Annotated in this window: 21 protein-coding genes and 2 riboswitches; of the genes, 12 read left to right on the top strand and 9 right to left on the bottom strand. The window is 73.9% G+C overall.

Annotated features, from left to right (window positions below):
* Positions 1 to 26: 26 nt before the first annotated feature.
* Entirely contained in the window at positions 27 to 1,253 is a 1,227-nt protein-coding gene (locus tag ACN27C_RS27090; protein WP_422749008.1) for a PucR family transcriptional regulator, read from the top strand.
* Positions 1,254 to 1,279: 26 nt separating this feature from the next.
* On the opposite strand, the gene ACN27C_RS27095 is transcribed toward ACN27C_RS27090, so the two are convergent.
* Positions 1,280 to 1,510: a hypothetical protein gene (locus tag ACN27C_RS27095; protein WP_013285820.1), complete on the bottom strand. Its 231-nt coding sequence runs from the start codon at positions 1,508 to 1,510 to the stop codon at positions 1,280 to 1,282.
* Between the two features lie 449 nt (positions 1,511 to 1,959).
* Between ACN27C_RS27095 and ACN27C_RS27100 the strand changes: the two genes are divergently transcribed.
* The 3 genes from ACN27C_RS27100 to ACN27C_RS27110 are packed head-to-tail and all read left to right on the top strand — an operon-like array spanning position 1,960 to position 4,110.
* The gene (locus tag ACN27C_RS27100; protein WP_120570321.1) at positions 1,960 to 2,799 is read left to right on the top strand and encodes a rod shape-determining protein; all 840 of its coding nucleotides are present in this window, start codon (positions 1,960 to 1,962) and stop codon (positions 2,797 to 2,799) included.
* 2 nt (positions 2,800 to 2,801) lie between these two features.
* On the top strand, positions 2,802 to 3,113 hold the full coding sequence (locus ACN27C_RS27105) for a TraR/DksA family transcriptional regulator (protein ID WP_358173479.1): 312 nt from the start codon (positions 2,802 to 2,804) through the stop codon (positions 3,111 to 3,113).
* A 49-nt stretch (positions 3,114 to 3,162) separates the two neighbouring features.
* Complete coding sequence (locus ACN27C_RS27110; protein ID WP_422749011.1) at positions 3,163 to 4,110, top strand: acyltransferase domain-containing protein; 948 nt, start codon at positions 3,163 to 3,165, stop codon at positions 4,108 to 4,110.
* Here the strand turns inward: ACN27C_RS27110 and ACN27C_RS27115 are convergent, their stop codons facing one another.
* Positions 4,111 to 4,686, bottom strand: a complete 576-nt coding sequence (locus tag ACN27C_RS27115; protein WP_120570324.1) for an adenylate kinase — start codon at positions 4,684 to 4,686, stop codon at positions 4,111 to 4,113. It lies immediately after the preceding gene.
* Between the two features lie 50 nt (positions 4,687 to 4,736).
* Complete coding sequence (locus ACN27C_RS27120) at positions 4,737 to 5,960, bottom strand: multidrug effflux MFS transporter (RefSeq protein ID WP_121684075.1); 1,224 nt, start codon at positions 5,958 to 5,960, stop codon at positions 4,737 to 4,739.
* Positions 5,961 to 6,405: 445 nt separating this feature from the next.
* Between ACN27C_RS27120 and abc-f the strand changes: the two genes are divergently transcribed.
* Positions 6,406 to 8,043: a ribosomal protection-like ABC-F family protein gene (gene abc-f / locus ACN27C_RS27125; RefSeq protein ID WP_422749013.1), complete on the top strand. Its 1,638-nt coding sequence runs from the start codon at positions 6,406 to 6,408 to the stop codon at positions 8,041 to 8,043.
* 40 nt (positions 8,044 to 8,083) lie between these two features.
* On the opposite strand, the gene ACN27C_RS27130 is transcribed toward abc-f, so the two are convergent.
* Together ACN27C_RS27130 and ACN27C_RS27135 are read right to left on the bottom strand one after the other, a co-directional pair.
* Positions 8,084 to 9,112: a sensor histidine kinase gene (locus ACN27C_RS27130; RefSeq protein ID WP_121684077.1), complete on the bottom strand. Its 1,029-nt coding sequence runs from the start codon at positions 9,110 to 9,112 to the stop codon at positions 8,084 to 8,086.
* Positions 9,109 to 9,807, bottom strand: a complete 699-nt coding sequence (locus ACN27C_RS27135) for a response regulator transcription factor (RefSeq protein WP_120570328.1) — start codon at positions 9,805 to 9,807, stop codon at positions 9,109 to 9,111. Before ACN27C_RS27135 ends, ACN27C_RS27130 begins: the two co-directional genes overlap by 4 nt.
* 101 nt (positions 9,808 to 9,908) lie before the next feature.
* Between ACN27C_RS27135 and ACN27C_RS27140 the strand changes: the two genes are divergently transcribed.
* From ACN27C_RS27140 to ACN27C_RS27150, 3 genes are all read left to right on the top strand, one after another.
* A complete protein-coding gene (locus tag ACN27C_RS27140; protein WP_422749016.1) occupies positions 9,909 to 10,493 on the top strand; it encodes a DM13 domain-containing protein in 585 nt (194 codons plus the stop codon).
* A 31-nt stretch (positions 10,494 to 10,524) separates the two neighbouring features.
* Positions 10,525 to 10,731: riboswitch (cobalamin riboswitch) on the top strand.
* Positions 10,732 to 10,862: 131 nt separating this feature from the next.
* Positions 10,863 to 11,375, top strand: a complete 513-nt coding sequence (locus ACN27C_RS27145; protein WP_030268885.1) for an acyl-CoA thioesterase — start codon at positions 10,863 to 10,865, stop codon at positions 11,373 to 11,375.
* Positions 11,376 to 11,378: 3 nt separating this feature from the next.
* Positions 11,379 to 11,999 carry a LysE family translocator gene (locus ACN27C_RS27150; protein WP_358173506.1) on the top strand — a complete coding sequence of 207 codons (621 nt, stop codon included), beginning with the start codon at positions 11,379 to 11,381 and terminating at the stop codon, positions 11,997 to 11,999.
* 64 nt (positions 12,000 to 12,063) lie between these two features.
* Here the strand turns inward: ACN27C_RS27150 and ACN27C_RS27155 are convergent, their stop codons facing one another.
* On the bottom strand, positions 12,064 to 12,909 hold the full coding sequence (locus tag ACN27C_RS27155; RefSeq protein WP_252448787.1) for a PrsW family intramembrane metalloprotease: 846 nt from the start codon (positions 12,907 to 12,909) through the stop codon (positions 12,064 to 12,066).
* A 119-nt stretch (positions 12,910 to 13,028) separates the two neighbouring features.
* A riboswitch (cobalamin riboswitch) is annotated at positions 13,029 to 13,245 on the top strand.
* A 114-nt stretch (positions 13,246 to 13,359) separates the two neighbouring features.
* Between ACN27C_RS27155 and ACN27C_RS27160 the strand changes: the two genes are divergently transcribed.
* Positions 13,360 to 15,756 (top strand): ribonucleoside-diphosphate reductase subunit alpha, encoded by a 2,397-nt coding sequence (locus ACN27C_RS27160; RefSeq protein WP_422749019.1) that lies wholly within the window; start codon positions 13,360 to 13,362, stop codon positions 15,754 to 15,756.
* The gene (locus tag ACN27C_RS27165; protein WP_278090614.1) at positions 15,747 to 16,775 is read left to right on the top strand and encodes a ribonucleotide-diphosphate reductase subunit beta; all 1,029 of its coding nucleotides are present in this window, start codon (positions 15,747 to 15,749) and stop codon (positions 16,773 to 16,775) included. Before ACN27C_RS27160 ends, ACN27C_RS27165 begins: the two co-directional genes overlap by 10 nt.
* Before the next feature lie 21 nt (positions 16,776 to 16,796).
* Here the strand turns inward: ACN27C_RS27165 and ACN27C_RS27170 are convergent, their stop codons facing one another.
* Genes ACN27C_RS27170 through ACN27C_RS27180 form a run of 3 tightly spaced genes read right to left on the bottom strand, consistent with a single transcriptional unit; the run spans position 16,797 to position 20,661 of the window.
* Complete coding sequence (locus ACN27C_RS27170) at positions 16,797 to 18,032, bottom strand: MFS transporter (protein WP_121684151.1); 1,236 nt, start codon at positions 18,030 to 18,032, stop codon at positions 16,797 to 16,799.
* A gap of 38 nt (positions 18,033 to 18,070) precedes the next feature.
* The gene (locus ACN27C_RS27175) at positions 18,071 to 19,510 is read right to left on the bottom strand and encodes a condensation domain-containing protein (protein ID WP_422749021.1); all 1,440 of its coding nucleotides are present in this window, start codon (positions 19,508 to 19,510) and stop codon (positions 18,071 to 18,073) included.
* Positions 19,511 to 19,524: 14 nt separating this feature from the next.
* Positions 19,525 to 20,661 (bottom strand): glycosyltransferase, encoded by a 1,137-nt coding sequence (locus ACN27C_RS27180; RefSeq protein ID WP_244933373.1) that lies wholly within the window; start codon positions 20,659 to 20,661, stop codon positions 19,525 to 19,527.
* Between the two features lie 126 nt (positions 20,662 to 20,787).
* Here ACN27C_RS27180 and ACN27C_RS27185 point away from each other — a divergent pair, with 126 nt between their 5' ends.
* Positions 20,788 to 22,062 carry a DegT/DnrJ/EryC1/StrS family aminotransferase gene (locus ACN27C_RS27185; RefSeq protein ID WP_422749023.1) on the top strand — a complete coding sequence of 425 codons (1,275 nt, stop codon included), beginning with the start codon at positions 20,788 to 20,790 and terminating at the stop codon, positions 22,060 to 22,062.
* Positions 22,063 to 22,102: 40 nt separating this feature from the next.
* On the top strand, positions 22,103 to 23,323 hold the full coding sequence (locus tag ACN27C_RS27190; RefSeq protein WP_120570339.1) for an inositol-3-phosphate synthase: 1,221 nt from the start codon (positions 22,103 to 22,105) through the stop codon (positions 23,321 to 23,323).

Below are 23,323 nucleotides of genomic sequence, written 5' to 3' on the forward strand. Positions count from 1 at the left end.
TGCCGGCCCCGTCCGGGGAGACCGCGATGACCGACAGCGTCCGCCGGCCGGCACCGGTCGCGGGCGGCGAGGACGAGCAGTGGCTGGCCGACGTGGCCCGCGCGGCGGGCGCCGACGCCGGCGACGTGCCGGTGGAGCTGCTCGGCGACTACCTGCGGCTGCTGACCGACGCGGCGGTGACCGGCCGCCGCCCGCGCCGCGCCGAACTCGACGCGGTCGGCGCGCTGGGCCGGCGCGCGGCCGAGCAGGGGATCTCCGCCGGCCGCGCGGTACGCCTCTACCTGTCCGCGGCGCGGCGCGTCTGGCGGCAGCTCCCCCACCTGGACCGGTCCGACGACAGCGAGGCGGTCCGCGCGGCCGCCGACGCCGTCCTGCACGTGGTCGACACCGCGGTGGCCACGCTCGCCGAGGGGTACGCGGTGGCCCGCCGGGAACTGGTCCGGCGCGAGGAGTCGCTGCGCCGGGAACTCGTCGACGACCTGCTGCGCGGCGATTCCGACCTGGGCGGGCTGGTGGAGCGGGCCGAGCCGTTCGGCCTGGACCTGGCCCGGGTGCACCAGGTCGCGCTGGCCGCGCCGGGACGGCGGCTGCCGGACACGGAGGCGGCGATCAGCGCGCTGGAGCGGGTCATCTTCGACCGGCTCGGTGACCGGGACGTGCTGGTGGCCACCAAGGAGGGGCTGCTCGTGGTGATCGCCCCGGCGGACCCGGTGGCCGCCGACCGGGGCCGCGGCGCCGGCCCGGCCGGCAACCTGGGCACGCTGATGCACGGCGAGCTGGACCGGCTGGTGCGGGGCCGGCCGTGGCAGGTGGCGGTGGGCCGCCCGCACCCGGGCGTCTACGGCATCGCCCGCTCGTACGAGGAGGCCCGGGAGGCGCTGACCACGGCGCGGCGCCTGCACAGCGAGGCGTCGGTGATCGACGCGCACGACCTGCTGATCTACCGGGTGCTGCTGCGCGACCAGCCCGCCATGGTCGACCTGGTGCGGGCGGTGCTGACGCCGCTGGCCCAGGCGCGTGGGGGCGCCGAGCCGCTGCTGGACACGCTGAACGAGTACTTCGCCTGCGGCGAGGTCTCCACCGAGGCCGCCCGCCGGCTGCACGTGTCGGTGCGCACCGTCACCTACCGGCTGGCTCGGATCCGGTCGTTGAGCGGCTACGACCCCGCCGACGCGCGGGACCGGTTCACGTTGCACGCCGCCGTGCTCGGCGCGCGGGCGCTGGACTGGCCCCGCCGGCCGCTGCCGGCGTAGGGGCCGCGGCCGGTGTGACCGGCGTCTTAGGCCGGTACGGCCACCAGCTCCGGGAAGCCGAGCAGGTTGGCCAGGGCCGACGCCTCGTCACGGGTGAGGGTGAGCGTGACCATGCGGTCCGGGTCGTCCGGGTCGTCGTGGACGACGTCGCGCCGGCCGCCGACCTGGTAGTCGATCACGCCGATCCGGCGGCCCTCCTCCGTGGTCAGCGTGTGCCGGACCCCGATGCCGGGGAGGGTCGTACGTTCGATGATCACGGGGACCTCCTTCGGACGCGGTCGCCGCGGGCCCGCCGGAGCCGGCCGGCGTCAGGGCGACGCGGTGGATGTTCGAGCTGGGCTCGCGTTCTCCATGTGTCAACCATAGCCACGGGGTATGGGCGGATCCGGGTTCCGGCCACCGGCAATCATTGCTCCCGTTGTTGGCCGGTGGCGTGCACTGCCGCGCGTGGTGTTCCCGGCGACGCTGGAGGTCCGAGGCGGTACCCGAGCAGCGAGGAGGTGGTGAGCATGACCCGCACGTCGATGGCTCCACCACCGGTGTTCGCCGGACTCGTCGCGTCCCGATCTGCGAGCGGCGACCAGAAGCGCGTCTGAGCCCCCGGCCGCCGGCGTCGTCGAGTGAATCCGACGCCCGCTGCCCCGGCCACGCCCCTTCCCCGCACCGTCCACCGCCCGTTGGGCACCCTGATCCGAAAGAGGTCGGTATGCCGCACCCTGTCACAGCCATTCGTCCTCCGGCCCGTACCGGCATGCTGATCGGCCGCTCCCACGGCAGCCGCCCGCCGGTCACAGTCGACGCGGCGCCGCTCGCCGTGGACCTCGGCAGCAGCCTGCTGCGGATCTGGCTGGGACCGGGCCGGACGCTGAGCGTCCCGCTCGGCCACGGCCTGCGCAGCCCGGTCGTGCGGCGTGGCCGGATCGTCGACGGTCCGGCCTGCGTCTCCGAGCTGCGGCAGATCCTGCGCGACCACCGCACCCCGGTGCCGGTCGGCGCGCTGGTCGTGGCCTGCCGTCCGGTGCTCGCCGCGCCGGCCGAGCAGGAGGCGACCCGCCGGGTGCTCACCGCCGTGCTCGCGCCGTCCCGGCTGCTGTTCCTCGACAGCGTCCGGGCGGGCGCCATCGGCGCCGGTGCCGCCGCCGGCACCCTGCTGGTCGCCGACATCGGCGCCCAGCTCACCGAGGTGGCGCTGCTGGAGGACGGCCGGGTGGTGGCCGCCCGGCGGGCCGAGGCCGGCACCCGGGACCTGAACCACGCGACGACCGCCGCCATGCTCGCCGACACCACCTCCCGGCTGGTACGCGAGCTGCGTCAGGACGCGGCGCTGCGGCCCCAGGTCCGCGCCGCGCTGGCCCGTGGCCCGATCGTCATCGGTGACGGCGCCACCCGGCCCGACGTGACGGCCCGCCTGGTCGCCACGCTCGGCGCGACTGTGCACCGCGCCGCGTCACCCCGTACCGCCGCGCTGACCGGCGCCGGGATGGCCGCCATCTCGGCCCTGCGACACCCGCACGACACCGAGCGCCGCCCGGAAAGGAGCGCCTGATCATGACGCACGCCCTCAACCGCACCGACACGCTGCGCGAACTGCTGGACCGGCAGTTCGGCGAGTACACCGACCAGCTCACCGAGCTGACGCTGCACACGCGGCAGCCCGACTACGGCGGGCACGACCCGGACACGCTGCGCCGGCTGATCGAGACCGCCCGGCAGGGGGTCGCGGACACCGCCCAGGCACTGAAGCGGATGTCCGAGGGCACGTACGGCGTCTGCGAGCGATGCGGGCAGGACATCCCGACCGCCCGCCTGGAGATCCTGCCCTCGGCCCGCTTCTGCGTGCCGTGCCAGCAACGACGCTGAGCACCGCACGGGGCTGTCGGGGCGGACGCCGGCCGGTAGCGTCACCGCCATGGATGTCGATGACGTCGCCGGCCGGCTCGGCGTGCCCGCCGAGGAGGTCGACCGGGTGCACCGGCTCGCCGGTGACCTGCCCTCCGCGCCGCTGCCCTCCCGGGCGGACGCGCCAGCGCTGCTGGACCGGCTCGCGGTGCGCCCCGACGACGCCGCCGAGATCCTCGCCGGCTGGCCGGAACCCGGTTCGCCACTGTGGACCCCGGAGCTGCGCTGGTTGCTGGACCGCTCGATCGCCCTGGTCCGCGCCGACCTCGGCGGCTTCGCCTGGCTGCCGCCCGGCCCGGCGCTGCCCCGGGACCGCGGTCCGGCCTGGCGGCACCTCTACGCCTACGCCTACCTCGCCCTGGTCGACGTCGTCCGGGCCTACCACGGCGACCACGGCGTCCCCGACGACGTGTCCTGGGCGACGCTTGCCGACCTGGGCAACAACCTCGCCGTCGACAGGCGGATGAACGGCGAGGGCTGGCCGATCATGCAGTGCTGGCTGACGTTGCACGCCCGCGGTGGCCTCTACGACCTGGGCCGACTGCAGCACCAGCGCGGCGACGACGGCGCGATCGGCCTGCACATCCCGGACTCGGGACCGCTGACCCCGGAGGCGGTCGACGCGTCGCTGGAGCGGGCACGCGCGTTCTTCCCGCGCCACTTCCCCGGCGAGCACTACGCCGCGTTCTCCTGCGGCTCCTGGCTGCTCGACCCGCAGTTGCGCGAATACCTGCCGGAGGACTCCAACATCATCCGGTTCCAGCGGCGGTTCACGCTTGAGCCCCACCAGGAGCAGGACACCCCGGACGGCGACGTCGAGGTGCTGCGGTTCGTGTTCCGCAGCCTCAGCACGCCGCTGGACCGGCTGCCGCGCCGCACCGTGCTCCAGCGCGCGGTGATCGACCACATGCGGGCGGGCCGGCACTGGCAGTGGCGTCAGGGCCGCTTCCCGATGTAGTCACGTCAGCGGCCGCGGGCCACCCCGGTCCGGCCCGGCCCACGGTGTCACCGGCGCTCCGCGCGCCAGCCAGTCGTCGAGAGCGGCCGGGTCGTCGAACAGCAGCACCGGCGGCCCGGCCGGGTCGGCCGCCCAGGCCCGCATCCGCCGCCGCGCCCGGCCGAATCCGGTCAGGTGCCACACCAGGATCGAGTCGCGGGACAGCACGCTGCGCAGCGTCTCCCGGTTGCCGTTGCAGATCAGCTCGCCGCTCGCCAGCCGCCGCCGCGTGCGCCGCAGCAGCCGCCGGAACGAGACGCCGCGCGGGTAGTCCAGGCCGATCACCAGGTCGGCGCGACCCAGGACCACGTCCCGCCAGCCGTGGTACGCGCCGTCGACGATCCACCTGTCGCGCCGGCAGACCGCCTCGATCCGGCGACGCTGCTCGGCCACCGGCACCTCGACCCAGCCCGGCTCCCACAGCAGGTCGTCCACCGGATGCCAGGGCAGGCCGAACCGCTGCGCCAGATGCGCGGCGAGCGTCGACTTGCCGGAGCCGTGGATGCCCTCGACCAGGATGCGGGCCGGGGCGCTCATGGCAGCAGCGTAGGCACCACGCGCACCCGGCGCGATCCGGGGCGGCCGGGTCAGTGCGCGACAGCGACCGCCGGCACCGCCTCCAGGCCGGCGAGCTGGGACGGCCGGACGACGACCAGCAGCACCAGCAGTGCCGCCACCATCCCGCCGGCCACCACCAGGGCCATCGCCACCGCGCCGGTGCCGAGCACGCCCACCAGCGGCGCGGCCACCGCGCCCACGCCGAACTGCACCGCACCGAGCAGGGCGGACGCGGTGCCGGCGGCCTCGCCGTGGCGGGACAGCGCCAGCGCCGGGGCGTTCGGCATGGCCAGGCCCGCCGCCGCCAGCACCAGCCACAGCGACACGAGCAGGGCGGGCAGCCCACCGAAGCCGGTCGCGGCGAACACCACCAGGGCCAGCCCGGCCACCGTGCCCGCCGCCAGCGACGTCACCAGGATCCACTGCGACGGGTAGCGGCGCAGCAGCCGCACGTTGTACTGGGTGGCGCCGATCAGGCCCACCGCGCCCGCGCCGAACGCCAGGCCGAACTCCTGCTCGTCGAGCCCGTAGGTGTCCTGGAGGACGAACGACGAACCCGCGACGTACGCGAACAGCGCGGCCATGGCGAGCCCGGCGACCAGGACCAGGCCGACGAAGACCCGGTCCCGCAGCAGCCCGCCGTACGTCTTCACGGTCGCGACGACGCCGCCGCGCTGGCGACGTGCGGGTGGGAGCGTCTCAGGCAGCGCGAGCGTGGCCAGCGCGACGAGCAGCACCCCGAAGACGGCCAGGACCACGAAGACGCCGCGCCAGTCGGTCCACCGCAGCACGCCGCCGCCCAGCGTCGGGGCGAGGACCGGCGCCGCACCCATCACCAGCAGCAGCCGGGACAGCATCGTGGCGAACGCCGACCCGCTGAACAGGTCACGCACCACCGCCATCGCCACCACGGCGGTCGCGGCGACACCGAGGCCCTGCACGACGCGCAGGACGCCGAGGACGGCGACGTTCGGGGCGACCACACACAGCGCCGACGCCAGGATGTGCAGCAGGAGACCGGCGATCAGCGGGCGGCGCCGCCCGACCGCGTCCGACAGCGGCCCGATCAGCAACTGCCCGATGGCGAGCCCGGCGAGCGTGCCGGTGAGCGTCAGCTGGACCGCCGCCGACGTGGTCGCGAAGTCGCTGACGATGGCGGGCAGCGCGGGCAGGTACATGTCGATGGTCAGCGGACCCACAGCGATCAGCGAGCCGAGGACCAGCACGAGCTTGAGCCGCTGACTGCGGCTCATCAGGTCGCCCGGGGTGGGCGTCGGGGTGGCATCGGTCTTCTGGGGCGTCCCGGCCCGGTCGGCGTGCGGCCGGGCGCGAGAGGGTGCGGCACTCACACCCTGAGTCAAATACGCCTCCGGTGATCACATTCCCGTCTCGGCGAGAGGTAACGCAGGTCACGCGCTGCTCGGTGCCTGCCGGTTCCGGCACGCCCGTGTGCGGGACCGGCCGGCGAGCGTCGTCGGTGCTACGGTGGAGCGGAGTGATCCAGTCCAGGACTGGCAAGCAGGGAGATCAGACATGGCGGGTGACGACGACATCTCCGGGTGAGCCCGGGCATGTGACAGACCACCGGCGCGCGCGGATCAGCGCCGTTCGCCGTGGTCGCCTCGTCGTTCTCCAAGACCATGTCCCCCTGCCGGGCGGCTCCGGTCCGCCTGCCCTCACTCCGAGGTTGTCTTCCCGATGTCCCATTCCTTCATCGTCTGCTCGAACCTGACCTTCTCCTGGCCGGACGACACCCCGGTCTTCCAGGACCTCTCCTTCACGCTCGGCGGCGGCCGTACCGGCCTGGTCGCGCCGAACGGCGCCGGCAAGAGCACGCTGCTCAAGCTGATCGCCGGTGAGCGCCGGCCCACCGCCGGGTCGATCACCGTCGACGGCGTGCTGGGCTACCTCCCGCAGAGCCTGCCGCTGGCCGCCGGCCTGACGGTGGCCGAGGTGCTGGAGATCGCCCCGCTGATCGCGGCGCTGCACGCCATCGAGGCCGGCGACGCCGACGAGAAGCACTTCACCACCATCGGCAGCGACTGGGACATCGAGGAACGCACCCGGGCCCAGCTCGACCGGCTCGGGCTCGGCGACCTCGCCTTCGACCGCCGCCTGGACACGCTCAGCGGTGGGCAGGTGGTCTCCCTCGGCCTGGCGGCGCAACTGCTCAAGCAGCCCGACGTGCTGCTGCTGGACGAGCCGACGAACAACCTCGACCTCGACGCCCGGCACCGGCTCTACGACGTGCTGGAGCAGTGGAACGGCTGCCTGCTGCTGGTCAGTCACGACCGGGCGCTGCTGGACCGGATGGAGCGCATCGCCGAGCTGGACCGCGGTGAGGTGCGCTTCCACGGCGGGAACTTCACCTCGTACGAGGCGGCGGTGCGGGCCGCGCAGGAGGTGGCGGAGAAGAACGTCCGCAGCGCCGAACAGGAGCTCAAGCGGGAGAAGCGGGAGTTGCAGGAGGCCCGTGAGCGGGCGGCCCGGCGGGCCGGGAATGCCGCCCGCAACCTGAAGAACGCGGGGCTGGCGAGGATCGTCGCCGGCGGCCTGAAGCGGAACGCTCAGGTGGCCGCGGGCAAGGCGAACGAGATGCACTCCGGGCGGGTCGACGACGCCCGGGCCCGCCTCGACGAGGCCGAGCGGGCGCTGCGCAACGAGAAGACGATCACCGTGGAGCTGCCCGCCACCACTGTGCCGGCCGGACGCACGCTGCTGACCGCCGAACGGGTCCGGGTCCGGCACGGCGAGCGGTCGCTGTTCGCCGCCGACGGTGTCGACCTGACGATCCGTGGCCCGGAGCGGATCGCCCTGCTCGGCGCCAACGGCGCGGGCAAGTCGACGCTGCTGCGCCTGATCGACGGCGACCTGGAGCCCGAGAGCGGCCGGATCACCCGCGCCGAGGGCCGGATCGCGTACCTGTCGCAGCGGCTGGACCTGCTGGACCTGGACCGTACCGTGGCGGAGAACCTCGCCGTGTTCGCGCCGCAGGCCCCCGACGCGCAGCGGATGAACCTGCTCGCCCGCTTCCTGTTCCGCGGCCCGAGCTCGCACCTGCCGGTGGGAGTGCTCTCCGGCGGCGAGCGGCTGCGCGCCACGCTCGCCTGCGTGCTCGGCGCCGAACCGGCGCCACAGCTCCTGCTGCTCGACGAGCCGACGAACAACCTCGATCTGGTCAGCGTCGGTCAGCTGGAGAGCGCGCTCAACGCCTACCGGGGCGCACTGCTGGTGGTGAGCCACGACGAGCGGTTCCTCGCCGCGATCAACGTCGGCCGCTGGCTGCGCCTGACCGAGGGACGCCTGGTGGAGACCGGTCCCCCGGACGCCGGCTGACCGGCCCGCCGCGCCCGTCGGCGGCGGCGACCCCGGGCGGTCAGACCGCCGGCAGGCGGACGACGAACCGGCACCCGCCGGTCACGTTGTGCGCGTGCACCCGCCCGCCGTGCGCCTCGACCAGTCCCCGCACGATCGCCAGGCCCAGACCGCCTCCGGCCGGCGCCGCCTCGTCGGCGCCGGCCGGTGCGGGGGTACGGGCCCGGGTGCCCCGGAACGCCACGTCGAACACCCGGGGCAGGTCCGCCTCGGGAATGCCGCCGCAGGTGTCGGAGACGGCGAGCCACGCGTCGTCGTCGTCCCGGCCGGCGTCGATGCGCACGGTGCCGTCCGGTGGCGTGTACCGAACGGAGTTGACCAGCAGGTTCGTCACGACCCGGGCGAGTTCGGCCTCGGCGGCCCGGACGGTCGGCCAGCCGGTCTCCGGGGCGAGCACCCGGACCCGCCGGTCGGCGGCCAGCGGCGCGGTGGCGGCGATCGCGTCGGAGACAACGTCGCCGAGCGGCACCGGGGACAGCGCGGGCCGCAGCGCTCCGGCGTTGATCCGGGACAGCTCGAACAGGTCGTCGACCAGGCGGGTCATCCGATCCGTCTCGACCCGGATCCGGCGGTGGTACTCGGCCACCGCCGCCGGCTCGTCGACCACCCGGTCCTCCAGCGCCTCCGCCATCGCCCGCAGCCCGGCCAGCGGCGTACGCAGGTCGTGCGAGACCCACGCGACCAGCTCGCGGCGGCCGGCCTCCAGCTGCCGTTCCCGCTGCCGGGCCTGGTCGGCCCAGACCGCCGCCTGCGCCAGCCGGCGGGCGAACGCCACCCCGACGGCCAGGCTGACCGCCGCGGACGCCGCGACCGTGACGAGGACGACCTGGAGGTCGTGCGCGGACAGGAACATGGCCTGGGCGACGGCCGTGACGCCCGCCGTCACCGAGGCGATCGTGACCGCGAGCAGCACCGCGATGTGCGCGAGGATCGACCGGTGGCGCACCAGCCGCAGCGCGCCGACGCCGAGCGCGCCGACGACCGCGCCGGCGAGGAGGGCGTAGAGCCCGATGACCAGCAGCTCGTTCACCGGGACGCGTCCGACGGCTCGTACCGGTAGCCGACGCCCCACACGGTGACGATGCGGCGGGGCTGCGCCGGGTGGTCCTCGATCTTCTCCCGCAACCGCCGGACGTGGACGGTGACAGTGGACTGGTCACCGAACCGCCAGCCCCACACGCGGTCCAGCAGCTCGGCCCGCGACCAGGCGCGTCCCGGGTTCGCCAGCAGGAACGCGAGCAGGTCGAACTCCCGTACGGTCAGCGACAGCGGCTGCCCGCCGCGATCGGCGACGCGCCGGTCGGTGTCCGCGGTGAGGTCCCCGTCGCGCAGCACCCCGGTCGGCCCTCGGTCCTGCGGGGCGGCACGCCGGAGCACCGACCTGATGCGCAGCACGAGTTCGCGCGGCGAGAACGGCTTGGTCACGTAGTCGTCCGCGCCGACCTCCAGCCCGGCGACCCGGTCGGCCTCGTCCCCGAGCGCGGTGAGCATGACCACGGGCAGGCCGGGCAGCCGGCGACGCAGCCGCCGGCACACCTCGATGCCGTCGAGACCCGGCATCATCAGGTCGAGGACCACCAGGTCGGGTGGCTCCTCCTCGGCCGCGGCGAGCGCGTCCGGCCCGTCGAAGGACAGCCGGACCCGGCAGCCGTCCTGCTCCAGGTAGCGCCGGACGACGTCGCTCACCGTCCGGTCGTCGTCGACGACGAGCACGTAGCGCCCCATGGGCCAGACGCTACCCACTGGCCCTCCGGTGCGGCGGCCCGCGGTCGAGCCGTAAGCGGACGGAAAGATCTTTCCGCCGGGTCCGCGCCTACCGTCGGGGCATGGGCAGAAGACGTGTGGTGTTGTCGGTGCTCGCCGTCGTGGCCGTCACCGGTCTCGGGGTGAGCCTGTACCTGTTCCAGCCGTGGCGGCTGGTGACCGACCGCGAGGTGCGCGAGGCGCTGCCCACAGTGGCGGAGCCGCAGCCGGCCGGCACGACCGGCCCACCGGCGACCGGCACTGCCAGCTCGTCGCCGACCGGCGCACCGCCCGCCGACGTGGTGCTCGCCGCCGGTGACTTCGTCACCCACGAGCACGACACGTCCGGCCGGGCGCAGCTGGTCCGCCTCGCGGACGGCCGCCGGCAGCTTCTGCTGCGGGGACTGGACACCTCGGACGGACCCGACCTGCGGGTATGGCTCACCGACCGGAAGGTGCTGCCCGGCCGGGCCGGCTGGCAGGTGTTCGACGACGGCCGCTGGGTCGAGCTGGGCCGGCTCAAGGGCAACGTCGGCGACCAGGCGTACGACGTCCCGGCGTCGGTGGACCTGGACGGTCTGCGCAGCGTGTCGATCTGGTGCAAGCGGTTCGCGGTGTCGTTCGGCGCGGCGCCGCTTGCCGCTGTGACGGGATCGGCGCCGGCCTGACGCCTGTTGCCGCCGGCCTCGGACGCTGGGCTACGCTGCGGGAAGCGCTGGTTCACCCGGTCGGCGACGGCCGGGTGTCGTAAGAGGGAACCCGGTGGGAATCCGGGACTGCCCCGCAGCGGTGAGTGGGAACGACAGCCGTCAACAGCACTGGGCCACGGCCTGGGAAGCGACGGCCAGTAGGCGACCTCGTGTCACGCCCGCGAGTCCGAAGACCTGCCCGCGTCGCGCGTACCACCGGTGCGCGCCGCCGTCGACCTCGCGGGTGGGTCGGGCGGGTGACACGTCGTGCGCAGGGCCGTCGGCGTGTCCTCGACGTGCACACCCCGGCCGGTCGGCGGTCCGCTTCTGCGAGGACGGAACCGCACAGTGCCCGACACCATCACGCTCACCGGCCGACCACCGTCGGCCTCGCACCTGACCCTGTCGCAGATCATGGACCAGCACCACACCAACCTGATGGGCACGGTCCACGGCGGGCGCATCCTCAACCTGATCGACTCGGTCGCCGGCGTGGTCGCCGCCCGCCACTCCGACGGACCGGCCGTCACCGCCGCCATCGACGAGACCGCGTTCCTGCGTGCGGTACGCGTCGGGGACGTGGTCCACGTGGACGCCCGGATCACCTGGGCCGGCCGCAGCTCGATGGAGGTGGCGGTGAAGGTCAGCGCGGACCGGTGGGACCGCGCGGTGCCGCCGGTCGACGTCGCCACCGCGCACCTGGTGATGGTGGCGGTCGACGACGACGGGCAGCCCCGGCCGGTGCCGCCGCTGCACGCCGAGACCGACGGTGACCGGCGGCGCTACCGGGAGGCGCAGATCCGGCGCGAACACCGGCTGGCGCTGCGCCGGGCGCTGCTCGACGGCGCCGGGGAGGGCTGAGCGGTGCTCGGACTGTCGGCGGCCACGCTCGCCGGTTACCTCGCCGCGATCGTGGTGCTCATGCTCACCCCGGGGCCGGACATGATGTTCGTGCTCGCGAACGCCACCCGGTACGGCCCGCGGGCCGGCGCGGTGGCCGCGCTCGGGGTCGCCGCCGGGGAGGCGGTGCACGTCGCCGCCGTGGTGGCCGGGCTCGCCACCGTCATCGCCGCGTCCCCGGTGCTGTTCACCGCGATCCGGTGGGCCGGTGCGGCGTACCTGATCGTGCTGGGCCTGCGGGCGCTGCGCGGCACGGGCCGGCGCGCCCCGGCGGACCGGCCGGACGGCGGCGCCGGGCGGGCGTTCCGGCGCGGGCTGCTGACGAACCTGCTCAACCCGAAGATGATCCTGTTCAGCGTGGCGTTCCTGCCGCAGTTCGTCCGGCCCGAGGCGGGTCCGGTGGCGGCGCAACTGGTGCTGCTCGGTGCGATGTTCGTCGCGGTGCAGCTCACCGTGGACCTGGCGCTCGGGGTGGGCGCCGGGCGGTTCGCCGGCCGGTGGGGCGACAGCCGCTGGTCGCGGCGTGTCGACCGGCTCTGCGCTGTCGCCTTCGTCGCGCTCGGCGTCCGGCTGGCCGCCGGCTGAGACGCGTCGGGGGTCGGCGATGCCCAGGCCGGTTGATCGACTCCACCACGCCGGGGTGGCGGCATCAGAAGTGCTCCGACCCCGCCACCTCGGCGAACTGGCGATGATCATGAGGCCGGTCCCGGTTCGACGCCGGCGGCGTCCCGGACGCCGGCGGACGCTCGCGGTCCAGGTGCAGGCGCAGCAGCACCCAGCCCAGTGACACGCCGCCGATGAACACGTACGCGGGCTGGGTGCCGAACGTGTCCCAGCAGGTGTGCAGCGTGACGGCGGCGGCGAAGGTGAGCAGGAACGCCGCCAGTCTGCGGCCGCCGGGCGCGGCGGCGAACGTGAACAGCGCGGCGGCGGTCAGCCCGGTCCACGCCAGGTGCGCGGCGGGCGCGGTGAGACCGCGTACCAGCAGCGTCCGCTCGACCGCGCCGAGGTTGCCCTCCGACCCGACGAACGCGGCGAACGCGTAGCCCATGGTCTCCAGCGCGGCGAACCCGGCGCCGGAGGCCACGCCGATCACCAGCCCCTGCGCCGGGGACGGGTGCCGCCGCCACAGCAGGAGGATGCCGGCCGGCACGATCAGCTTGGCGGTCTCCTCGGCCAGGCCGACGAGCGCCATCGGCAGGACGCCGAGGCGGTGCAGGGTGCCGTACTCCAGCCAGCCGGCGGCGACCACGCCGATCACACCGCCGAGGAGCGCGGCGACGCCGACGACGGAGCCGGGGACCGGGCGGCGGGCCGGCCGTCCCTGGGCGAAGGCCAGGAACGTGGCGGGTGCGACGGACGCGCCGAGCACGATCAGCGCCGGTACGAACGTGACGGTCCCGGTGCCGGCGAGTGTCTCCAGCACCAGCAGGTGGAGCCCGACGCCGACGAGCAGGACCGCCACCCACGCCCAGCGGCGCCCGGTATTCCCCATACCGCCGAGTATCGCTCCCGCCGGGCCGCGCCCGAATCGGGGGTGGGCACTGTGGACGGTGAGATCATTCCGACACGCCGACACGACATCTGGTGTTGCACGCAAGCCCTCACCGCCATATATGGTGGTGCCGCAGCTGGTTCGGCCGAACCCTCCGGGGCGGGGCCGAGGCAAGAGGGAACCCGGTGGAAGTCCGGGACTGCCCCGCAGCGGTGAGTGGGAACGACAGCCGTCAACAGCACTGGGCCACCGGCCTGGGAAGCGACGGCCGGTAGGCGACCGGCGACCCCGGTCGGGCCCGCGAGTCCGAAGACCTGCCAGCGCGCCGTGCGCCTCCGGCGTACGGCGGTCGGAGGTCGCGCGGGACGACCGACGCCAGCAGCCGGGCCGGCCGTGCCGCGCCCGTTGGCGTCTCCCGCCGTCTCCAGACGGTGACAGCGAGGAGAGGTCATGACTGTCGTACAGGAGAGTCCCCCGTCCGGGACCGCCGGGTCCGAGGCCCGCCGCCCGGCCATGCGGGTACGCAAGCGGGACGGCGACACCGAGCCGGTGGACGTCAACAAGATCGTCCGGGCGGTCGAGCGCTGGGTCGCCGACCTGGACGAGGTGGACCCGCTGCGGGTGGCCACCAAGACGATAAGCGGGCTCTACGACGGGGCGACCACCGCCGAGCTGGACCGGTTGTCGATCCAGACCGCGGCGGAGCTGATCGGCGAGGAGCCGCAGTACTCGAAGCTGGCGGCGCGGCTGCTCGCCGCGTACGTGGACAAGGAGGTCCGCGGCCAGGGCGTGGCGAGCTTCAGCCAGTCGATCGCGTACGCGCACGGGCTGGGCCTGATCGGCGACGAGACGGCCGCGTTCGTGGCCCGGCACGCCCGCAAGCTCGACGACGCCGTGGACCCGGACGGCGACCTGCGGTTCGAGTACTTCGGACTGCGCACGGTGGCCGACCGCTACCTGCTGCGGCACCCGCAGACGCGGCTGGTGGTGGAGACGCCGCAGTACTGGCTGCTGCGGGTGGCCTGCGGGCTGTCCCGCACCCCCGGCGAGGCGGTCGGGTTCTACCGGCTGATGTCCAGTCTGGCCTACCTGCCCAGCTCCCCCACGCTGTTCAACTCCGGCACCCGGCACACCCAGATGTCGTCGTGCTTCCTGGTCGACTCGCCGCGCGACGAGCTGGACTCGATCTACGAGCGGTACCACCAGGTGGCGAAGCTGTCGAAGTTCTCCGGCGGCATCGGCATCGCCTGGTCGCGGGTGCGTGGCCGGGGCGCGCTGATCCGGGGCACCAACGGCCGGTCCAACGGCATCGTGCCGTTCCTCAAGACGCTCGACGCCGGGGTGGCCGCGGTCAACCAGGGCGGCCGGCGCAAGGGCGCGGCCTGCGTCTACCTGGAGCCGTGGCACCCGGACGTGGAGGAGTTCCTGGAGCTGCGGGACAACACCGGCGAGGAGTCGCGGCGTACGCACAACCTCAACCTGGCCAACTGGATCCCGGACGAGTTCATGCGCCGGGTCGAGGCCGACGGCGAGTGGTCGCTGGTCGACCCGTCGGACGCCCCGGAGCTGCCCGACCTGTACGGCGAGGCGTTCGACGCCGCGTACCGGGCGGCCGAGAAGAACGCGGTCCGCACGGTGCGGGCCCGGGACCTGTACGGGCGGATGATGCGCACGCTCGCGCAGACCGGCAACGGCTGGATGACGTTCAAGGACGCCGCGAACCGGCTGTCCAACCAGACCGGTGAGCCGGGCAACGTGATCCACCTGTCCAACCTGTGCACGGAGATCCTGGAGGTGAACGACGACACCGAGACCGCCGTGTGCAACCTCGGCTCGGTGAACCTCGGCGCCCACGTCACCGCCGACGGGGTGGACTGGGAGCGGCTGCGCGCCACCGTGCGTACGGCTGTGGTCTTCCTCGACCGGGTGATCGACATCAACTACTACCCGGCCGAGCAGGCGGCGGCGTCGAACCCGCGCTGGCGGCCGGTCGGGCTCGGGTTGATGGGCCTGCAGGACGCGTTCTTCACGCTGCGCCTGCCGTTCGACTCGGCCCAGGCCCGGGAGCTGTCCACCCGCGTGCAGGAGGAGATCCTGCTGACCGCGCTGGAGACCTCCGCCGGGCTGGCCGAGCAGTTCGGCCCGCATCCGGCGTACCCGCAGACCCGGGCCGCCAAGGGTGACCTGCACCCGGACCTGTGGGGCGCGGAGCCGGCGCAGACGCAGCGGTGGGCGGCGCTGCGCGAGCGGATCGCCGAGCACGGGCTGCGCAACTCGCTGCTGGTGGCGATCGCGCCGACCGCCACCATCGCGTCCATCGCCGGGTGCTACGAGTGCGTCGAGCCGCAGGTGTCCAACCTGTTCAAGCGCGAAACCATGTCCGGGGAGTTCCTCCAGGTCAACACGTACCTGGTGCGGGAGCTGAAGGCGCGCGGGCTGTGGACGCCGCAGGTCCGCGACCGGATCAAGCGGGCCGAGGGCTCGGTGCAGGACATCACCGAGCTGCCCGCGCCGGTGCGGGAGCTGTTCCGCACCGCCTGGGAGCTGCCGCAGCGGGCGCTGATCGACCTGGCCGCCGCGCGGGCGCCCTTCGTCGACCAGTCCCAGTCGCTGAACCTGTTCCTGAGCGCGCCGACCATCGGCAAGCTCTCCTCGATGTACCTGTACGCCTGGAAGGCCGGGCTGAAGACCACCTACTACCTGCGTTCCCGTCCCGCCACCCGCATCCAGCAGGCCACCGTCGCGCCGGTGCTCGCCGCGGTCTCCGGGGTGGTCTCCGCCGTGAGCGACGACGAGGCGCTGGCCTGTTCCCTGGAGAACCCCGAGAGCTGCGAGGCATGCCAGTGACCACCACCGCACCGACCCGGCACATGCTGCTCGACCCCGGCATGGACCTGACCTTGCGGCCGATGCGCTACCCGCGCTTCTTCGACCGGTTCAAGGACGCCATCAAGAACACCTGGACGGTCGAGGAGGTCGACCTGCACGGAGACCTCGCCGACCTGGCGAAGCTGTCCCCCGCCGAACGGCACCTGGTGTCGCGGCTGGTGGCGTTCTTCGCCACCGGCGACACCATCGTCGCCAACAACCTGGTGCTCAACCTCTACCAGCACGTCAACTCCCCCGAGGGCCGGCTCTACCTGTCCCGGCAGCTGTTCGAGGAGGCGGTGCACGTCCAGTTCTACCTCAACCTGCTGGACACGTACGTGCCGGACGAGAAGGAACGCTTCGCCGCGTTCGCCGCGGTGGAGAACATCCCGTCGATCGCCCGCAAGGCCGAGTTCTGCTTCCGGTGGATCGACTCGATCTTCGAGCTGCGGGAACTGCGGACCCGCGCGGACCGGCGGGCGTTCCTGCTCAACCTGATCTGCTTCGCCGCGTGCATCGAGGGGCTGTTCTTCTACGGCGCGTTCGCCTACGTCTACTTCCTGCGGTCCCGGGGCCTGCTCAACGGGCTGGCCTCCGGCACCAACTGGGTGTTCCGGGACGAGTCGATGCACATGGCGTTCGCCTTCGACGTGGTGGAGACCGTACGCGCCGAGGAGCCGGACCTGTTCGACGACGAGATGGAGCGGCAGGTCCGGGAGATGCTGGCCGAGGCGGTGGAGTGCGAGGTGAGCTTCGCCGAGGACCTGCTCGGGCAGGGCGTGCCCGGAATGTCGCTGGCCGACATGCGCGAGTACCTCCAGCACGTGGCCGACCGGCGCCTCGCCGTGCTCGGCATCGCCCCGATGTACGGCAGCGGCAACCCGTTCGCGTTCATGGAGTTGCAGGACGTGCAGGAGCTGTCCAACTTCTTCGAACGCCGGGTGTCGGCGTACCAGGTCGGGGTGACCGGCTCGGTCACCTTCGACGACGACTTCTGACCGCCGCCCCCGCCCCGGCCGTCACGGCCGGGGCGGGACCGGGCTCTCGCCGGGCAACGCCGTCGCCCGGACCCGCCCGATCAACGCCACCACGGCGACCGCCATCACGGCCACCACCACGAACGCGCTGCGCAGGTCCAGCGCACCGGCGAGCAGGCCGATCACCGGCGCCGCCAGCAACGCGCCCGGCCACTGGCCCATCGCCACCACCGAGACGCCCTCACCCGAGGTGAGGCCGGGCTGCTCGCCGGCGAAGCCGAGCACCGTCGGGGTCACGCACGCCAGGCCGAAGCCGAGCAGTCCGAAGCCGGCCATCACCGCGGCCGGATGGGGATACGCCACCGGCAGCGCCACGCCGGCGGTGGCGACGAGCGCGGACAGCCGGACGAAGCGGATCCGCCCGAACCGGCCGGCCAGCCGGTCGCCGAACAGCCGGGCGACGGTCGCCGCCAGCGACAGGCAGGTGTACGTGGCCGCGGCGAGCACCGCGGCGGCGCCGGCCACCTCGGTCGCGTACAGGGCGCTCCACTGTGCGCCGGCCATCTCGATGAACGAGGCGAGGAACGCGATCACCGCGAGCAGCAGCAACTGCGGGGTGAACCGGTCGCGCAGCCGTCGCCGTTCCTCGCCGTCCTTCGTCTCCTGCCGGGGCGTGTCCGGCAGCCAGCGGTGCGTGCCGACCAGCAGCGCGCCCAGCAGGACGCTGGTGACCGCCATCTGCGCCGACGGAGACATCCCGATCGCCGCGGCGCCGGTGCCGCAGAGGCCGCCGGCCAGCATGCCGATGCTGAAGCCGGCGTGGAAGGTGGACAGGATGGGCCGCCCGTACCGCTTCTGCACCTCGACCGACTGGGCGTTCATCGGCGTGGCCAGCAGGTTCGCCGCGAAGCCCCAGACCGCGAGCCCGCCGACCAGCGCCACCACAGTGGTGGACGCGGCCAGCAGCGGCGCGTTGACCAGGATCAGCGCGGCCCCGGCCAGCGCCAGCCGGCGGGTGTTGATCCGGCTGATCAGCACCGCCACCACGACCAGGGAGACCAGCTCCCCGGCGTTCGTGGCGATGTTGGCCAGGCCCCAGCCGGTGTTGCCGACGCCGACCGCGTCCCGCACCTCCGGCACGCGGGCCGACCACCCGCCGATGGCCAGGCCCATGATGACGAAGAGCAGCGCCACCGACCAGCGGGCCCGTACGGCCGAGCGTGGCACCGGCGGCGCGGGCTGCTCCGTCGTGTGCTGGTTCGTCGAGGTGTCCGTCATGGTCGTCGTACCTCTCTCCGATCGGTCCGTCGGATCTCCTACCCGATCGCGTGGTCGAGGAAGCACGCACCGTCAGGAAGGCGTACCCGTTCCGGGGTCGTGTCCGGGTCGGTGACGAGCGCCGAGACCACCGCGACGTAGTCGTCGATCAACCCGCGTACCAGGTCGTCGCCGAAGACGCCGCGGTTGCGGATCACCACGCCGCCGGCCCGGTCGTCGTCCACCACGACGATCGGTGAACCCCGCTTGACCCAGACGGGCAGGCACTCGGGCGGCACGTCGGCGGCGACCATCGGCGACGGGGTGCCGGGGGCGGCCCGGGCGGTGATGTCGACCGGCTCCACCCGCAGGCCCGGGCAGTGCAGCACCGGCGACGCCGACGCGGCGGACTGGAACCAGGCGTCGAACAGGTGGTTGTCCGGCCAGGGGCGGATCGCCGCGAAGTCGGGGCGGACCGCCCGGGCCACCCGGTGGAACGAGGTGGCGTGCGCGACGGCCCCGGCCAGCGAGGCGTGCGCGGCGTCGACCACAGCGCTCATCGGCGCGTCCGGCGCGACGTCGACCGGCAGGTAGACGTTGTTGGTGAACTGCCCGACGAGCTGCCGGGACAGCGGGCTCTCCCGGCCCAGCGTGGTGGTGCCCAGCACCACCCGGGACCGGCCGGCCCGCCGCGACAGCAGCACCAGGTACGCGGCGAGCAGCAGCACGTACGGGCTGGTGCGGGCCCGCCGGGCGGCCGGGCGCAGCCGCGCGGTGATCTCGGGCGGGAACGCGAAGCGGGTGGCCACCTCGGCGCTGAGCGCGACGTCCGGCGCCGGCGGCGACGCCGGAAAGAGCTGGTACGGCTCCACCGGCCGCAGCCGGTCCCGCCAGTACGCGGCCCGGGCGGCGGCGTCGACGCCGTTGCCGGCCTGCTCGGCCTCCTGGAGCGCGGCGAGCGCGGTGGGGTCCACGCCCAGCGGCGGCTGCGGATCGGCCGCGCCGAGCCGGGCCGCGTACGCGTGGCACAGGTCCTCCACCACGACGCGGCACGACCAGCCGTCGGAGACCATGTGGAAGAAGCACAGCGCGAGCACGTGCTCGGTCTCGGAGAGCCGGACCAGGGCGGCCCGCCACAGCGGCGCCCGGCCGGGGTCGAACTCGTCGTTGCGGTGCGCGTACGCGATCCGCTCGACCCGGGCCTGCTGCTCGGCCGGCGGCAGCCCGGACAGGTCGACGTACTCCAGCGGCGACTCGACGTGCGGCAGGATCCGCACCTCGGGCTCCACGCCGATGCGGTCGAACCGCATTCGCAGCGCGTCGTGCCGGTCCACCACGTCCTGCATCGCCTGCCGCAGCACGTCGACCCGCAGCGTGCCCCGCAACCGGCGGAACTCCACCACCACGAGCCGTGAGGCGCCGGGGTGCGCCGGGTCGAGCGCGGTCATGAACTCCCACATCATCTGCTGGCCGGGGGCCAGCGGAAACGTCGTCGGCACTGCCACTCCCCCCGTCAGGCCGCCACCGGCGGCACGGCCACCGGCGGGGCCGGTCGACGGTCCACCTCGTCCGGCCGGTGATCGGCCACGTCCGGCTGGTAGTCCGCCTCGTCCGGCGCGCGGAAGCCGGTGAAGAGCAGGTCGGGGCGGCCGAGCCGGAGCGAGGTGACGAACGCGGCGCCGTCGAAGAGCGTCTCGATCGCCGCGCAGGCCATCGACTCGGCCACCGCGCGGGGTCCCCGGTCCCCACCGAGCCGGCCGGGTGTCTTCGCGGCGATCACGGCGGCCGCGACGGCCGGCACCGCGAGCAGACTGCGTCCCCCGCTGCGCCGGGCGGTCAGCAGCCCGGCCAGGGCCGTCACGGCGAGCGTGCTGGCGGTGTTGAGCACGAACCGGCGCCGGTGCGGGTGGGCGAGGCAGAGCCACTGTTCGGAGCGTCCGTACGTGGTGAACCGGTAGGCGACCGCGCGGAACGTGTCGGCGACGCCGGTGTCGTGCGTGACCACCCCGTCCGGGTCGGCGAGCAGCACGTAGCCGGCGTCGGTGAGGAGCAGCCCGAGGTGCAGGTCCTCCCCGCCCAGCGGCATCGGGGAGTCCTCCGGGAATCCGCCGACCGCCTCGAAGACGGAGCGCTTCACCGCCAGGTTCGCGCTGGCGCCCCAGGACACGCGCTCGTAGTGCAGGGGGCGGGTCAGGTCGCCGAGCAGCAGGTAGGAGCGGCGCATCACGCGGAAGAACGCGCTGTCTCCGGGCTCGACGATCACCGGGCCGGTGACGCCGGCGACCTCCGCGCCGGAGGCGCGCAGCCGGGCCGCGTACCGCGTGATCAGGTCGGCCGGCACCCGGCAGTCGGAGTCGGTGAACAGCAGCAGGTCGTACCGGGCGTGCCGGGCGCCCAGGTTCCGTTTGGCCCCGACGTGCCGGGGCCCGCGCACGTAGCGGGCGCCGTACTCGGCACAGGCGGCGCGGTGCGCGGCGGCCGCGGTGGGCGCCGAGTCGTCGACGACCACCACCTCCACCGGCTCCGGGCAGTTCGGGGCGGCGTCACGCAGGCTGCGGAGCTGGCGGCGCATCTCCGCCACCCGGTCCTTGACCGGGATGACGACGGAGACGCCACGCGCGACGGCGCGGGGTTCGGTCGGTTCACTCACAGGCGATACGGATCGGCTCATGCCCCGAGGTTCGACCACCCGGATACAACGCCGATACACAGCGCCGGCCGTCCCGGCAATCGCACGTGTACCGCTGATGTATCGATGACCATCAAGGTCGAGGACATGACGACCTCCATTCCTCTCGACCGGCGGCTCGCCGTGGACGGTGGCCGGCCGGTCCGCCCACCCGACCGTCCATGGCCACGCTGGCCGATCCCCGCACCGGACGCCGCCGGCAACCTCTCCGCGGTGCTGACCGGCGGCCGGTGGGCGATCAGCAGCCCGTCCGTCGGCGACACCGGCCTGTTCGAGCGCCGCTTCGCCGCCGACTTCGCCCGCTACGTCGGCACCCGCCACTGCGTACCGGTCGACCACGGGTCGAGCGCCCTGGTGGTGGCCCTGGAGTCACTCGGCCTCGGCTACGGCGAGACGGTGCTCGTACCGGCGCTGACCTGGACCGCCTCCGCGACCGCCGCGCTGCGCGCCGGCCTGGTCCCGGTGCTCGTCGACGTCGACCGGGACACCGGCTGCGTCGGGCCGGACGACCTCGACCTGTCGGTGGACCCGCGCGCGGTGGTCGCCGTGCACTGGGCCTCCAACATGGCCGACGTGCCGGCACTCGACGCGGTCACCCGGCCGCGCGGCATCTCCGTCGTGGAGGACTGCGCGCAGGCCCACGGCGCCACCTGGCAGGGCCGTCAGGCCGGCTCGCTCGGCCGGCTCGGCTGCTTCAGCTTCCAGCACGGCAAGGTGCTCACCTGCGGTGAGGGCGGGGCCGTGGTCACCGACGACGACACGCTCGCGCCGGTGCTGCAGGAACTGCGGGCCGACTCGCGCCGCTACCGGGGCGACCGGACGCCGGCCGGCGAACTGGACCTGGAGGAGAGCGCCGGCGTGCAGGGCGCCAACTTCTGCCTGAACGAGTTCTCCGCGGCCGTGGCCTGCGCACAACTGACCACCCTGGACGATCAGCACGGCGTCCGCAACCACAACTACCGGCTGCTCGGCGAGATGCTGAACGGCGTCGACGGCGTACGGCTGCTGCGACCCGCGGCGGACCAGACCCGCATCTCGATCTACGAGGGCACGATCGTCTTCGACGAGCTGCCGGCCGGCATGGACAACGCCGCCGTGGCCGCCGCGCTCACCGCCGAGCTGGGCCGGCGGTTCTACTGCACCGACGAGCCGCTGCACCGCAGCCGGCTGCTCCAGCCCTGGACGAAGCCGCTGCTCGCGCCGCTGGCCGAACGCTTCGCGGCGATCCACCGGGAGCGCACGTACCCGAACACCGAATGGCTCGCCGCCCACACCGTCCAGACGCACCACAGCACCTTCCTCGGCACCGAACAGGACATGGAGGACATCGCCGCCGCCGTCGCCAAGGTGTTCGCCCGCTGATCCGCGCCGCCACCGGCGCACCCACAGAAGGAGTCTTCCCGTGACCGTCACCCATCGCGAGACCACGCACGCCCCGACCTCGTCCCCCGACACGGACGCGCCCGTCGGCGTGTGGCTCAACGGCGCCCGCGGTTCGGTCGCCACCACCGCGATCACCGGTCTGCTGGCGCTGCGCGCCGGCATGGCCGACTCGACCGGCTGCGTCACCGACACCGGCATGCTGCGCGACGCGCCGCTGGCGAGCTGGAACGACCTGGTCGTCGGCGGGCACGACATCGTCGACACGCCGCTGGAGAAGAAGGCCGAGTCGCTCGTCGACTCCGGCGTCATCCCGGCACCCGTGCTGGCCGCCGTGCGCGGCAGCCTGCCCGAGGTGGAGCAGAACCTGCGCACCGGATACGACGCGCGTACCGAGACCGCACCGCTGGCCGAGGTGGTCGACCGGCTGGCCGGCGACATCGAGGAGTTCCGCAGCCGCAACGGGCTGTCCCGGGTCGTCGTCATCAACGTGTCCTCGACCGAGCCGCCGGCCGACCACCGGCCCGAGCACGACGATCTGGACGCGCTGACCCGCGCCATGGCCGACCCGGACGACAAGGCGCTGCCGGCCAGCTCGGTGGTCGCGTACGCGGCGTTCCAGGCCGGTTGCGGCTTCGTCGACTTCACCCCGTCCACCGGCGCCCGGCTGCCCGCGCTGGAGATGATGGCGCAGCGGGAGCGCGTGCCGTTCGCCGGCTCCGACGGCAAGACCGGGGAGACGCTGCTGCGTACCGCCCTGGCGCCGATGTTCACCTCCCGCGCCCTGCACGTGCTCTCCTGGGCCGGGGTCAACCTGCTCGGCGGCGGCGACGGCGCCACGCTGGAGGATCCGCGCAACGCCCGCAGCAAGCTCAGCTCGAAGTCGGGTGTGCTGCCCGCGCTGCTCGGTGAGGACGTCACGGCCCCGCTGCACATCGACAACGTGCCGGACCTGGGCGACCACAAGACCGCGTGGGACCACGTCTCGTTCGAGGGGTTCCTCGGCGTCCGGATGTCCATGCAGCTGACCTGGAGCGGGGTGGACTCGACGCTGGCCGCGCCGCTGGTGCTCGACCTGGCCCGGCTGACCGCTGCGGCGCACCGCGCCGGGCACGTCGGCCCGATCGAGGAGCTGGGGTTCTTCTTCAAGGACCCGATCGGCACCGACGAGCACGCGCTGGCCGAGCAGGCGCAGGCGCTCTCCACCTGGGCCAACGGTCTGGACGGCCGCGCCGACAGCTGA

The sequence above is a fragment of the Micromonospora sp. WMMD1219 genome (assembly GCF_049315215.1).
GTDB lineage: Bacteria > Actinomycetota > Actinomycetes > Mycobacteriales > Micromonosporaceae > Micromonospora > Micromonospora tulbaghiae.